The organism is Pseudomonas palmensis (assembly GCF_049942755.1).
GTDB classification, from domain to species: Bacteria; Pseudomonadota; Gammaproteobacteria; order Pseudomonadales; family Pseudomonadaceae; genus Aquipseudomonas; species Aquipseudomonas palmensis.
Window position 1 is genome coordinate 3,339,532 of the sequence record NZ_CP187958.1, and the last position, 13,347, is coordinate 3,352,878.

Consider the following 13,347-nt stretch of genomic DNA (forward strand, 5'->3'; position numbering starts at 1 on the left):
TGCGCCTGCCAAGCAGGCAAACGAGGACGGGGGAGAGGTACCGATGCGAATTCTACTGGTTGAAGACAACCGCGATATCCTGGCCAACCTGGCCGATTACCTGGGCCTCAAGGGCTACACCGTCGACTGCGCCCAGGACGGCCTGTCGGGCCTGCACCTGGCTGCCACCGAGCACTACGACCTGATCGTGCTCGACATCATGCTGCCCGGCATCGACGGCTACACGCTGTGCAAGCGCCTGCGCGAGGATGCCCGGCGCGATACCCCGGTGATCATGCTGACCGCCCGCGACCAGCTCGACGACCGCCTGCAGGGCTTTCGCTCCGGCGCCGACGACTACCTGCTCAAGCCGTTCGCCCTGTCGGAACTGGCCGCGCGCATCGAAGCGGTGCTGCGCCGGGCCCAGGGCGGTGGCCGGCGCAGCCTGAACGTCGGCGACCTGAGCTACGACCTCGACACCCTGGAGGTCACCCGCCAGGGCAAGTTCCTCAAGCTCAACCCGGTCGGCCTCAAGCTGCTTGCAGTGCTGATGCAGAAGAGCCCCCACGTGCTGCGCCGCGAGGTACTGGAAGAAGCCCTGTGGGGCGACGACTGCCCCGACAGTGACAGCCTGCGTAGCCACGTCCACCAGTTGCGCCAGGTGATCGACAAGCCATTCGACAAGCCCCTGCTGCATACCGTGCACGGTGTTGGCTATCGACTGGCCGAGGGTCGTGATGGAGTTTAAGCAAAGCCTTGCCCAGCGCATCATCATCGCCTTCGCGCTGATGAGCGCGCTGGTGGCCGGGGCCTTCGCCTTCGGCATCGTGGCCACCGTGCACCTGGTGGAAGAGCGCCTGATTTCCTCGGTACTGGGGGGCGACCTCAAGCGCATGCTGCTGATGGACAGCGTATCGGAGTGGAGCCACCGCCCGCGGCCCGACCAGTTGTTCTACTACAGTGGTGGGCGCGACGACTTCGACCTGCCCAAGGACCTGCGCCACCTCACCCCGGGGTTTCACGAAGTGTTTCGCGAGCACCTGTCGTACCACGCCATGGTCGAGGTGGTGGACGGGCGGCACTACGTGCTGCTGCAGGACCAGAGCGATTTCGAAGAACGCGAGCGCGTGCTGTTCGCCGTGGTGGTGGTGGGCTTCGTGCTCAGCCTGGCACTGGCGGTATTTCTCGGCTGGGTGCTGGCACGGCGGGTGATGGCCCCGGTGATCCGGCTGGCGCGCCAGGTGCGCCACCGCGACCAGTTGCTGGGCCTGGCGCCGCCCCTGGCGCCGGACTACGCGGCCGACGAAGTGGGGCAACTGGCGGTGGCCTTCGACGCCACCCTGGGGCGCCTGCGTGATGCACTGACCCGCGAGCGGCTGTTCACCAGCGATGTCAGCCATGAACTGCGCACGCCCCTGATGGTGCTGGCCAGCTCGTGCGAGCTGCTGCTGGAGAACCCGGCCATCGACAATCGCGCCCGCGCCCAGGTCGAACGCATTTCGCGGGCCACCGAAGAAATGCGCGAGCTGGTGCAGACCTTCCTCATGCTCGCCCGCGCCCAGCGCGACGAGGGTGCCGTCGCTTCGCGGGCAAGCCTGCGTGAGGTGGGCAACGAACTGATCGGCGTCTGGCGCGACACCATCGAGCAGAAGGGGCTGACCCTCACCTACCACGACACCGGCGCGCTGCCCACCCTGTACAACGCCACGTTCCTGCAATCGGTGATGGGCAACCTGCTGCGCAATGCGGCGCACTACACCGACCAGGGGTACATCCGCCTCACCCTGGAGCCCGATGGCTTCACCGTCGAGGACAGCGGCGTGGGAATTCCCGAGGAGCATCGCGAGGCCATGTTCCAGCCGTTCGTGCGCGGCGGCGAAAAGCGCGGGGAAGGGCTCGGGCTGGGCCTGTCGCTGGTGCAGCGGATCTGCGAGGACCAGGGCTGGAGCGTCAGCCTGAGCGCCGCCGAACCCCATGGTTGCCGGTTCCATGTGAAATTGGGCACGGCTGGGTCGCAGGCCTCCGGAAACACCTTGTAACTTAGCGACGCAACCTGACATTTTTTTCACGTTCGCATGACCTGACGCCAACGTCGCCCTGCTTAAGGTAGGCGGCATTGGAGTCAGGAGATGCACCATGCGCAGTCCCATCAAGCTCAAGTTTTCCGAAAAGTACGACGAGCAGCACGCTCAACAGTACCTGCACAAGCACCAGGACGGCATTGCCCGCCGCTTGTCCCACCAGCGTGACGAGCAATTGGCCCGGCGTGCCCTGGCGCTGGCCGGGGAGCCTGGCCTGGTGCTGGACCTGCCCAGCGGTGCCGGCCGTTTCTGGCCGCTGCTGGCCGAAAAGGCCAACCGCGTGATCATCGGCGCCGACAATTCCGCCGCCATGCTGCAGATCGCCTGCGGGTCGCAACCGGCAGAAGTGGTCAAACGGGTACGGCCCTTGCAGACATCAGCCTTCGCCATCGATCTGCCGGACAACGCGGTAGACAGCATTTTCTGCATGCGGCTGTTCCACCACATTGGCGAAGCGGCCCATCGCAAGGCGATTCTTTCGGAGTTTCAACGGGTTAGCCGCGATAGCGTGATCATCTCGTTGTGGGTGGACGGCAACATCAAGGCCTGGCGGCGTAAACGCCTGGAAGCACGCCGTAACAACGGGCAGGCCGATGGCAGTTACCAGAACCGTTTTGTGTTACCAGCTGCTACGGTTGAACAGGAGTTCGAGGCCGCAGGTTTCCGTATTCAGGAACGAATGGACTTTTTGCCGTTCTATGCGATGTGGCGAGTTTACGTATTGCGCAAGGGGTGAAGGAATGGCTGTGGAAGGAACGGGCGGTACGGCGGTCTCGGATCAATTCGATTACTTCTGGCAGCGCCAGGGCGAATGGGTGGAGGCACCCAACCAGCGGCGTGGCGGCGAAAGCGGCGTGCAGCGCCTGAGCGACGAGACGGGCCATCTGCTGTATGCCAAGCGCCAGGTCGGGCATATCTACCGCAGCCTGTTGCACCCTTTCGGTCGCCCCACGGTATTGCGTGAGTTCGCTGCCCTGAGCAGTTTCGAGCAGTTGGGCGTGCGGGTGCCGCATATCGTCTATTGCGGCGTGGAGCGCGATGCCCAGCACCAGTGGCGGGCGCTGCTGGTCAGCGAGGCGCTGGATGGTTTCGAGGAGATCGACCTGTGGTACGCCGGCGGCGGGCGCGAGCAGCACGGCGAGGCGCTGCACGACCGGGTGCTCGAGGACCTGGCCGGCAACCTGGCGCGCATGCACCGCGGGCACTGGCAGCATGGCTGCCTGTACAGCAAGCATATTTTCGTGAAGGTGACCGGCGAGGGCGCGGATGCGCGTGCCGAGGTCGCCTTGCTGGACCTGGAGAAGTGCCGCCGGCGCATCAGCTGCCAGCGTGCGGCCGCCAATGACCTGAAGCAACTGCGCCGCCATTCGTCGTGGAACGATGCGGACTGGAAGAAGTTGCTCTACTTTTACGAAGTGGCGTTTGGCAGCGCTGTCAAAGGTTTAGAGCAATGAAACTAGAAATAGCACGAGGTTTGTTTCTGCTTGTGGCGTTGGCGGTGGCTTCGGTGGCTTTCGCCGCGTGGGAGGAGCCGCGTCCGCAGGTGCTCAGTTCCATCGACCTGGGCGCGCAGTGCCCGCTGCCGCGGACGGCCAAGCCGGTCGTCACGGCGCAACCGGACCATGACCTGCTGTTGTTCCTGTTCGGCATGAGCCGGGGGCTGCGCTCCAACGGGTGATGAAGTGTATCGGCGCGGGTCAAGCCCGCTCCCACAGGGTTGCAGTGATCCTTGTGGGAGCAGGCTTGACCCGCGATGCGTTCAACTCGATTCCAGCGCCGTACTTGGCATTTCCTTCCTGGCCAGCAACGTATACACGCACGGCAACACGAACAACGTGAACAGCGTGCCCACCGACATCCCGGTGGCGATCACCATGCCGATGTCGAACCGACTCACCGCCCCGGCGCCCGTCGCCAGTATCAGCGGCACCATGCCGAATACCATCGCCGCCGTGGTCATCAGCACCGGCCGCAGGCGTATCGCTGCCGCTTCCTCTACGGCATCCCGCGCATTCAGCCCCTTGTGCAGGCGCAACTGGTTGGCGAACTCGACGATCAGGATGCCATGCTTGCTGATCAGCCCGATCAGCGTCACCAGCCCCACCTGGGTGTAGATGTTCATGCTCGACCACCCCAGAAACAGCGGGATCAATGCTCCACAGATCGACAGGGGCACCGTCACCAGGATCACCAGCGGGTCGCGGAAACTCTCGAACTGCGCCGCCAGCACCAGAAAGATGATCGCCAGCGCCAGGCCGAAGGTCACCCACAGCGCACTGCCTTCCTGCACGAACTGACGTGCCTGCCCGCTGTAGTCGAAGGCGAAGCCTGCCGGTGCCTCCTGCTGGGCGATGCTGCGCACCGTCTCCAGGGCCTCGCCCATGCTCACCAGCGGGAAGCCCTGGATGATCGCCGAGTTCAGCTGCTGGAACTGGTTGAGCTGGCGCGGCCGCGCGCGGTCGCTGACGCTGATCAGGGTCGACAGGGGCAGCATCCGGCCCTGCTCGTTCTTCACGTAGTAGTTGTTCAGCCAGCCGGGGTTGTCGCGGTAGGCCTGCTCGACCTGGGCGATCACCTTGTAGCTGCGCCCCTCGATGGTGAAGCGGTTGATCTCGGCCTCGCCCAGCAGCGTGGCCAGGGTGCCGCCCAGGGCATCCATCGACACCCCCATCTGCGCCGCCTTGGCCCGGTCGATATCTACCACCACCTCCGGCTTGTCGAATGCCAGGTCGATGTCCAGGAAGGCGAACTTGCCCGAGGCCTGGGCGCGGTCCTTGACCCGTTGCGCCACTTCCAGCAACGACACGTAGTCATTCGGCGTGTTGATCACGAAGGCGAATGGCAGGCCTTCGCCGGTGCCCGGCAGGGAGGGCAGGTTGAAGCCGAAGATCTGCAGGCCGCTGATGGTCGCCAGCTTGGCCTGCACCTCGGGCAGCAACTCCATCTGGGTGCGGCTGCGCTGGTTCCACGGCTTGAGCAGAAAGCCGCCGATGCCCGATTGCACGCCGTTGAAGCCGTTGATCTGGAACGAGGAGTAGTACTCGGGGAATGACTTGAAGATCGTGATGAACTCGTCGGTGTAGGCGTTCAGGTAATCGAGGTTGGCCGGTTGCGGGGCGGTGGCCATCATGAAGATGATGCCCTGGTCTTCGTCCGGGGCCAGCTCGTTCTTGCTGAACATCAGAAACACCGGGATCAGGCACAGCACGATCAGGGCGAACACAATCACCACCGGCCGGGTCTCGAGGGTGCCGTGCAAAAGCGTCTGGTAGCGGCGCTTGAGCCGCTCGAACAGCTGGTCGAGACGATGGGCCAGGCCGCTGGGGTTCTGCTCCGGGCGCAGCAGCAGGGCACACATCATCGGCGACAGGGTCAGCGCGACAATGCCGGAAATCACCACGGCCCCGGCCAGGGTCAGGGCGAACTCCTTGAACAGGGCCCCGGTGAGGCCCTCCAGGAAACCGATGGGGGCGTACACCGCCGCCAGGGTGATGGTCATCGAGACCACCGGCATGGCGATCTCCCGGGCGCCTTCCAGCGCGGCGTCGAACGGCGTCTTGCCCTCCTCGATATGGCGGTGGATGTTCTCCACCACCACGATCGCATCGTCCACCACCAGGCCGATGGCCAACACCATCGCCAGCAGCGTCAACAGGTTCAGCGAGTAGCCCATCAATTGCATGAAGAACAGCACGCCGATCATCGACAGCGGGATGGTGATCACCGGGATCAGCACCGAGCGCAGCGCGCCGAGAAACAGGAACACCACCACGATCACGATCAGCACCGCCTCGACCAGGGTCTTGACCACCTCGTCGATGGAGGCCTGGATGAACAGCGTGGCGTCATAGGCGATGGAGGCCTTGAGGTTGGGCGGCAACTGCGCTTCCAGCTCCGGCATCAGCTTGCGCACCTCCTTGATCACGTCCAGCGGGTTGGCGGCCGGGGTGGCCTTGATGCCGATGTACACCGACGGCGTGCCGTCGAACGAGCTGACCGTGTCGTAGTTCTCCGCGCCCATCTCCACCCGTGCCACATCGCCCAGCAGCACGCGGCTGTCGCCCTTGGTCTTGAGCGGGATGGCGGCGAAGGCTTCGGCCGACTTGAGTTCGGTGGTGGCGTTGATGCTGGTGACCACGTACTGGCCCTTGACCTCGCCGGCGGCGGACAGGAAGTTGTAGCGGCGCACCGCGGCAGTCACATCGCCGGCGCTCAGGCCGTAGCCGGCCAGCTTCACCGGGTCGATCCACAGGCGCATGGCGAACACCTGGTTGCCGAGGATCTCGGCTTCGGCCATGCCGGGCAGGGTGGCGAGCTTGGGCTGGATCACCCGCGACAGGTAGTCGGTGATCTGCGGGTTGCTCAGCTCCTTGCTGTAGAAGCTGATGTACATCAGCGCCGAGGCATCGGCGGCCTCCTTGCTCAGCACCGGGTCCTCGGCGTCCTGGGGCAGCTTGTTCTTGACCTCGTTGGCCTTGGCCAGCAGCTCGGTGAACAGCCGGTCGCTGTCGGAGCCGATGCGCGCGTAGATCGAGATCACCGAAAAATTCTGCCGGCTCACCGAGGTCATGTAGTCGATGCCTTCGGCACTGGCCAGGCTCTGCTGCAGGGGCTGGGTGATGTAGCCCTGGATGGTTTCGGCGTTGGCCCCTGGGTAAGCGGTGGTCACCGTGATCAGGGCGTTTTCCATCTGCGGGTACTGGCGGATCGGCAGTTTGCTCCATGCCTGGAACCCCAGCAGCACGATCAGCAGGCTGACCACGCTGGCCAGCACCGGGCGACGGATGAACGGGTCGGTAAAGGCCATGGCGGTTCCTTGGTCAGTCGGCGCCGGGCTGGCTGGTCGGTTCGGCTTGCAGGGTCTTGTCGGCGCTCAGGGTGACGGCAGCGCCCTGGGTCAGCTTCAACTGGCCGGCGGTGACCACCGTTTCGCCGGGCGTGAGGCCCTTGGCGATCACCACCAGGCCGTCGCGGCGCTCGCCGGTCTCGACGAAGCGCCGCTCGGCGATCAGTTGCGGCTGGCCATCGGCCGTGGTCTGCACCTTGCCGTCTTCGGACTTTTGCGGCACGGCGACATACACCGAGTTGCCATAGAGGGTGTAGGTGACGGCGCTCTGCGGCACCACCACCGCGTTGCGCGGGTTGGGCAGCAACACCTGCAGGCTGGCGAACATGCCCGGCAGCAACGTGCCGTCGGGGTTGGCCAGGGTGGCGCGCACCTGCAGGTTGCGGGTGGTGTCGTCGACCTTGGGGTTGATCGCGCTGAGGGTGGCGGTGAAGCTGCGGTGCGGGTAGGCGGCCACCGAGACCAGCGCCTGCTGGCCGAGGCTGAGGTTGGGCAGCGCCTGTTCCGGCACGAAGAAGTCGACATACAGGCTGCTCAGGTCCTGCAGGGTGGCGATCACCGTGCCGCTGGCCAGGTAGCTGCCCAGGTCGACCTGGCGGATACCGATGGTGCCGGTGAACGGCGCGTTGATGCTCTTTTTCGCCAGGGATGCCTTGAGTTGCGCCACCACCGCCTGGTTGCGCAGCAGCTGGGCGCGCAGGCGGTCGAATTCGCCCTTGGAGATGGCCTGGCTGCCGACCAGCTGGCTGCCTCGCTGATAATCCACCTGGGCCAGCCCGAGGTCGGCCTGGGCGGTGCCGAGCAGGGCAGTCTCCACGTCGCTGTCCAGCTGCAGCAGCAGTTGCCCGGCCTTGACCTGCTGGCCGGATTCGAAGTGCAGGGCCTTGACCGTGCCGGCGATCTCCAGGCTCAGGTCCACCCCTTGCAGGGCCTTGAGGCTGCCCACGGCGGGCAGGCGGCTTTGCCAGGGCTGCTCGCGCGCCTCGGCGGCGGCAACGCTGACCGGCGGCTTGGGCGCGGAGAACTGCTGGATCTGGCGGTAGATGGACAAGCCCTTGTAGCCGCCCAGGGCCAGCACCAGCAGCAGGACGATACCCAGCATGATGAGCATGCGACGGCGCAGCATGGACCAGCTCCCTGGAAGCGTTGTTGCGCAAGTCTAGTCGGTCGCGGCGCAGGGGCGGTGTGCTGGTTCGGTATATTTTATGTTGTCTGTACCGACGTCACCGCGGGTCAAGCCCGCTCCCACAAGGTTCCAGGTGTTCCCTGTGGGAGCGGGCTTGACCCGCGATTGCTATATCAGATCAGGTGCAGATGGTTGTCCCACAACCCCGAAGGCAGTTGCAGCGGTTGCCCCACCAGCGCTGCCTTGCGGCAGTCGTACAGCCGGCAACGCCCTTGCCCGGAGGTCACCACAAAGCCATCGGCCACTGCGCCCACGCCCGCGCAGTCCGGCATCGGCGCATCCAGCTTCACCTCGGCGCTGTCCAGGTCCCAGATGAACAGGCGGTTGGCCCGTGGCGCGGTCATCGCCACCAGTCGCAGCTCGCTGTGCACCGCCACGCTGGCGGTGTACTGGGCCATGGACTGCAACTGGTGCTCCGGCACCGGGAAGGCCACGAACGGCTGCCCCGGACGCTTGATCGCCAGCAGCTCGGCGGTTTCGTCCGAGCCGCCCATGAACTGCTGGCACGCCAGCACGGTGCCGTCGTCGGCAATCGCCAGGTGGCGCACGCTGTTCATCTGCTGGCTCAGGGTTTCCTTGCTCAGCAGGGTGCCGTCGCGCTGCATCAGCACCAGGCTGGGCTGCATCGCATCCAGGTTCATCTCCACCCGGCTCTCGGCTTCGGTGCGGATACCGCCATTGGCCACCACCAGGGTCTCGCCGTCAGGCAGCCACGACACCTGGTGCGGGCCGATGCCGTGGGTCGGGATTTCCGAATGATGGGCCAGGCGTTCGCCTTCGAAGCGGTACACACCCAGCACGCCACGGCCCGGGTCGGTAGTGTCGTTCTCGGTGGCGTACAGCCATTCGCCGCCCTTGTGGATCACCGCGTGGCCATAGAAGTGCCGGTTCGGCTGCGAGGCCAGGGTCTGCAGCAGGCGCCCGTCGCGCAGGTCGATCAGGTAGCTCTCGGTCCCGGGGCGGCGCGCCACGAACAGCGCGATCGGCCGCTCGGGGTGGTTGATGATGTCGTGGCAGCGCAGGCCGACCTGGGTGGCGAACACCTGGGTGCCGTCCAGGCGATAGCCCACGGCATAGTGCTTGCCGTCGGCATCGTCACGGGCCGACAGCAGCAGCGGCTGCTGGCCCTTGCTGCGCCACAGGGTCCAGCCACCCAGGGTCAGGGCGCTGAGCAGCACGCTACCGAGTTTGAGGGCCTGGCGTCGCAACATGATCAGTCACCGTCGTTGGCATTGAAGCCCAGCTGGATGTTCAGCGCCTTGGCCAGTTCACCTTCATGCAGGCGGTGAACCACGTTCAGGCTGTCGTAGAAGGCGTTCAGTTGCTCGCGGCCGGCATCGTCCTGGAGCATTTCGCCCAGGGGCCGGTCGATCGCCTTCAGTTGCTTGAGGGCATCAGCATAGGCCGCGTCGATCTTGTCGGCCAGGGCCTTCTGGTCCTTGCCCAGCAGGCCGCGCAGGCCCTGGTTGTCGACCCCGACCCACACGGTCTGGGCGGCGATCAGGCTGGCTTCCAGGCTCTTGAGCGAGGAGTGGCTGCGCCAGGCTTCAGCCTGCAGCGGCTGCGGGATGCCCTTGCTCAGGCGACCCATCGGCGTGCCGAGCTTCTTCTTCAGGGTGTCCAGCGCGGTGACCTGGGCGCGCAGCAGGTCGGCGATCGCCTCATGGGAGTCGGCGTAGCGCTGGTTGGGGAACTTGGTCATCTGCGCCAGCATGCCGTCGGTGCTGTTCCAGCCCTTGAGGATCTCTTCGGCGAGGTTCTTCTGGTGTTCGCCAATGGCCACCAGCAGCGGGCAATAACGGGCCTTCTGTTCGGCGGTGGCGACGTCCGGCTTGCTGTCGAACAGGATGTACTCGTAGGCCGACAGGCCGCGGACCACGACGCTGGACTTGGCCACGGTCTCGGCATCCACCGGCTTGTCGCCGTTGACCAGTTGCTCGACCTGACGGCCCACCAGGTTCTTCTTGTCGGGCCAGAACTGCACCTGCCAGGCGCGGTTGCCCTCGGCCAGCGGGCCGATCAGCAGCGGTTGCAACTCGGCCCAGGCTTTTTGTGCGTGCAGGAAGTCGGCGCGTGCGGTGGCCAGGTCGGCCTTGCCTTCGCAGAAGGCCAGGGCGCTGACGGCCAGCTGGCGGTCGGCTTCGACCCAGCGGCTGTAGGTCGGCAGGATCACCTGCTTGGCGATCGCGGCAGAGGTCACGGCCTGCGGGTCCTGCGGCGAGCAGGCGCCCAGGGCGATGGCGGCGAGGCTGGTGAACAACAGCTTGGGACGGAACATGTCCGGCTCCTTCTCTAGAGTGAGTTCAGGAACGCCAGCAACGCGGCGCGTTGCTCGGCATTGAAGGTCAAGACGTGCTGGCGCGCAGGCTCGGCTTCGCCGCCGTGCCAGAGCACGGCCTCGAGCAGGTTGCGGGCGCGCCCGTCATGCAGAAACTGGGTATGACCACTGACGGTCTGATTCAGGCCGATGCCCCACAGCGGCGCGGTGCGCCAGTCCTGGCCACCGGCGGCGAATTCGCTGCGGTTGTCGGCCAGCCCCGGGCCCATGTCGTGCAGCAACAGGTCGCTGTAGGGGCGGATGGTCTGGTTGGCCAGCTCCGGCTCGGCGGCATTGGCCGAGGTGGTGAATGTGGGGGTGTGGCAGCCCTGGCAGCCGGCCTGGAAGAACAGGTTCTTGCCAGCCAGCACCTGGGGCGAATCGACGTCCTTGCGTACCGGCACCGCCAGGTTGCGGGTGTAGAACAGCACCAGGCGCAGGATGTTGTCGCTGACCTCCTGCTCGCCATCGGCGCCGTTGCCATTGGGCTGGGCCAGGCAATCGAGCTGCGCCGGGGTGCAGTCGTCGCGCGGCACCAGGCTGCTGGTCAGGCCCATGTCGCTGGAGAACGCATGGGCGTTCTGCTGGTTGAGGTTGGGTTGCCCGGCCTTCCAGCCGAAGCGGCCAAGTACCTGCTTGCCCTGGGCGTCGTCCCATACCAGGTTGGGCCGGCCACGAATGCCGGTGCCGTTGCGCCCCTCGGGGTCGGCGTTGGCCAGGATGGCCTCATCAGGGATGGCCTCGAGCAGGCCCAGGCCGATCATCGGCGGCGCGACGCGTGCCGAGAAGCGTGTGTCGGGGTGCATCGGGCCGTAGCCAAGCTGGGTGATCTGCAGCTGCGGCTTGCGCAGTTCGACCTGGGTGCCGTCCTTGAAGGTGACGTTCACCGGGGTGTAGCTGACCCGCACCTTGCCCTCGGGGGCCACGCCGGGCACGGCCATGTCCTGCAACTGCCCGCCATAGACCGGCTCGGGCACGATGCCCAGTTGCTCGATGACCTTGGCGTATTCGGGCTGGTCGGGGATCGACAGGCGCACCAGCATCGATACCGCGTTTTTGGCGCCCTCTGCGGGCGGGTGCCCGCGCCCGTCGCGAATATGGCAGTTCTGGCAGGCGTTGGTGTTGAACAGCGGGCCCAGGCCATCGCGTGCGGTGGTGGTGGACGGGGCGATCACCCACGGGCTGCGGAAGAAGCTGTTGCCCACGCTGAAGTCCAGGCGCTGGCTCGGGGTGAGGTTGGCCGAGGGCATGGAGTAGGCGTTGCGGTCGCGCTTGTTCACGGTGGTGCTGCCACCGGCACGCGCCTCGCCAGGTTCGGCCTTGGTGAAACGCGGGGCGTCGTCACAGGCGCTCAGGGCCAGGGCCAATAGCAGGGGAAGGGCGCGGTGAAGCGGAGCGGGCATCGAGAATCCTGAATGGCTAGCGTAAAACCGGCGTGCAAGCTTAGCAGGCGCGGGGGATATGAATAAGAGGGATTTGCGTTTGCTGGATGAAATCTGCTTCAGCTTCCAGCGAAGAGGTCCCACAAAAAAAGGCGACCCGAAGGCCGCCTCTGTTTCAGCACGCTACCACTCAGAACTCGTGGTCAGCGGTGTCCGGGTTCAGGTCGGTGATGCCCAGTTTGCCCGCAGCCTGTTCGATGGCACCGGTCTGCTTGACCAGCGCGGCGATGGCGTCACGCACGATCTGGTTGCCCGCAGCGTTGTCGGCAGCGATCAACTGGTCGTAGTGCTCACCCTTGAGGGCGTGGTCGACCATCACCTGGATCTTCGCCTCGGTGGCTTCCAGATCGGCCTTCAGGGTGTTGTCGGTGGCCGGATCGACCTTGGCCACCAGCGACGACAGGCTCGGGCCGCTCAGCTTGGTGCCGTCGGTGCGGGTGTACTCGCCCAGGTAGACGTTGCGGATACCCTTGGCGTCGTAGAAGTGCGAGTAGTGGGTGTTGTCGCTGAAGCAGTCCTGCTCGTCCTCAGGCGAGTTGGCTTCCAGCGAGACCTTCATGCGCTCGCCCGCGAGTTCGCCCAGCGACAGGCTGCCCATGCCGAACAGCATCTTGCGCAGGCCGTTGGCGACAGGTTCTGCCTCCAGGGTGGCGCGATAGTTGTCGGCCACTGCCGGCTTCCAGTTGCCGACCATTTCTTCCAGGTCGTTGACCAGCAGCTGGGTCACGGCCTTGAGGTAGGCACGACGACGCTCGTTGTGACCGCCGGTGGCGCCTTCGCCTTGCAGGTAGTCCGAGGCAGGGCGGTTGCCGGCGCCCGGGCCGGTGCCGTTGAGGTCCTGGCCCCACAGCAGGAATTCGATGGCGTGGTAGCCGGTGGCGACGTTGGCTTCCGAACCGCCCAGCTCGTTCAGGCTGGCCAGCTTCTCGGGGGTCAGGTCCTTGACGTCGACCTTGTCTTCGCCCACCTGGATCTCGGTGTTGGCGATGATGTTGGCGGTGGCGGCCGGGTTGCCCAGGGCGTGTTCATAGCTCTTGTCGACGTAGTCGATCAGGCCTTCGTCCAGCGGCCAGGCGTTCACCTGACCTTCCCAGTCGTCGATGATGGTGTTGCCGAAGCGGAACACTTCGCTCTGCAGGTACGGTACACGGGCGGCTACCCAGGCAGTCCTGGCGGCGGCCAGGGTGTCGGCGTCGGGCTTGGCAAGGAAGGCATCGACTGCGGTCTGCAGGGTCTTGGCGGTGCTCAGCGAGTCGCTGTACACGGCATACACCATCTCGGCGTAGTGCTTGACCACCGCCTGGGCGGCGGCTTCGTCGACGGCCCCGGACGCCTGGGTGGTGCTGGCGGCAGCAGGTGCGGCGGCCTGTGGTGCGGCGGCCTTGTCCTTGTCATCGCCGCAGCCGGCGAGGGAGATGGCAATGGCCAGCAGACTGGCGGTGGCCAGAGGCATACGAATCATGGGCTATTCCTGCGTCGAGAGGTTGAACAGGCGT

Annotated in this window: 11 protein-coding genes; 5 read left to right on the forward strand and 6 right to left on the reverse strand. The window is 65.6% G+C overall.

The genetic code is table 11. The features are described from left to right. Nucleotides 1–43 precede the first annotated feature (43 nt). From colR to ACPRTJ_RS15480, 5 genes are all read left to right on the forward strand, one after another. A complete protein-coding gene (colR, locus tag ACPRTJ_RS15460; RefSeq protein WP_043862092.1) occupies nucleotides 44–727 on the forward strand; it encodes a two-component system response regulator ColR in 684 nt (227 codons plus the stop codon). Continuing rightward, nucleotides 717–2,018 carry a sensor histidine kinase gene (locus ACPRTJ_RS15465; protein WP_043862093.1) on the forward strand — a complete coding sequence of 434 codons (1,302 nt, stop codon included), beginning with the start codon at nucleotides 717–719 and terminating at the stop codon, nucleotides 2,016–2,018. Before colR ends, ACPRTJ_RS15465 begins: the two co-directional genes overlap by 11 nt. Before the next feature lie 97 nt (nucleotides 2,019–2,115). Then, complete coding sequence (locus ACPRTJ_RS15470) at nucleotides 2,116–2,796, forward strand: class I SAM-dependent methyltransferase (RefSeq protein WP_043862094.1); 681 nt, start codon at nucleotides 2,116–2,118, stop codon at nucleotides 2,794–2,796. 4 nt (nucleotides 2,797–2,800) lie between these two features. Then, complete coding sequence (locus ACPRTJ_RS15475) at nucleotides 2,801–3,514, forward strand: lipopolysaccharide kinase InaA family protein (RefSeq protein ID WP_043862095.1); 714 nt, start codon at nucleotides 2,801–2,803, stop codon at nucleotides 3,512–3,514. After that, on the forward strand, nucleotides 3,511–3,738 hold the full coding sequence (locus tag ACPRTJ_RS15480) for a hypothetical protein (protein ID WP_043862096.1): 228 nt from the start codon (nucleotides 3,511–3,513) through the stop codon (nucleotides 3,736–3,738). The genes ACPRTJ_RS15475 and ACPRTJ_RS15480 overlap by 4 nt, the downstream gene beginning before the upstream one ends. A gap of 81 nt (nucleotides 3,739–3,819) precedes the next feature. Here ACPRTJ_RS15480 and ACPRTJ_RS15485 read toward each other — a convergent pair whose 3' ends face one another. From ACPRTJ_RS15485 to ACPRTJ_RS15510, 6 genes are all read right to left on the reverse strand, one after another. Continuing rightward, entirely contained in the window at nucleotides 3,820–6,867 is a 3,048-nt protein-coding gene (locus ACPRTJ_RS15485; RefSeq protein WP_100633520.1) for a multidrug efflux RND transporter permease subunit, read from the reverse strand. A gap of 13 nt (nucleotides 6,868–6,880) precedes the next feature. Next, nucleotides 6,881–8,032 (reverse strand): efflux RND transporter periplasmic adaptor subunit, encoded by a 1,152-nt coding sequence (locus tag ACPRTJ_RS15490; protein WP_043862098.1) that lies wholly within the window; start codon nucleotides 8,030–8,032, stop codon nucleotides 6,881–6,883. 173 nt (nucleotides 8,033–8,205) lie between these two features. Then, nucleotides 8,206–9,303 (reverse strand): DUF1513 domain-containing protein, encoded by a 1,098-nt coding sequence (locus ACPRTJ_RS15495; protein WP_088515534.1) that lies wholly within the window; start codon nucleotides 9,301–9,303, stop codon nucleotides 8,206–8,208. Between the two features lie 2 nt (nucleotides 9,304–9,305). Next, entirely contained in the window at nucleotides 9,306–10,370 is a 1,065-nt protein-coding gene (locus ACPRTJ_RS15500) for an imelysin family protein (protein ID WP_043862100.1), read from the reverse strand. A 14-nt stretch (nucleotides 10,371–10,384) separates the two neighbouring features. Beyond that, complete coding sequence (locus tag ACPRTJ_RS15505) at nucleotides 10,385–11,812, reverse strand: di-heme oxidoredictase family protein (protein WP_043862101.1); 1,428 nt, start codon at nucleotides 11,810–11,812, stop codon at nucleotides 10,385–10,387. 169 nt (nucleotides 11,813–11,981) lie between these two features. After that, nucleotides 11,982–13,313, reverse strand: coding sequence for an imelysin family protein (locus ACPRTJ_RS15510; protein WP_043862102.1), 1,332 nt, complete (start codon nucleotides 13,311–13,313; stop codon nucleotides 11,982–11,984). Nucleotides 13,314–13,347: the final 34 nt, after the last annotated feature.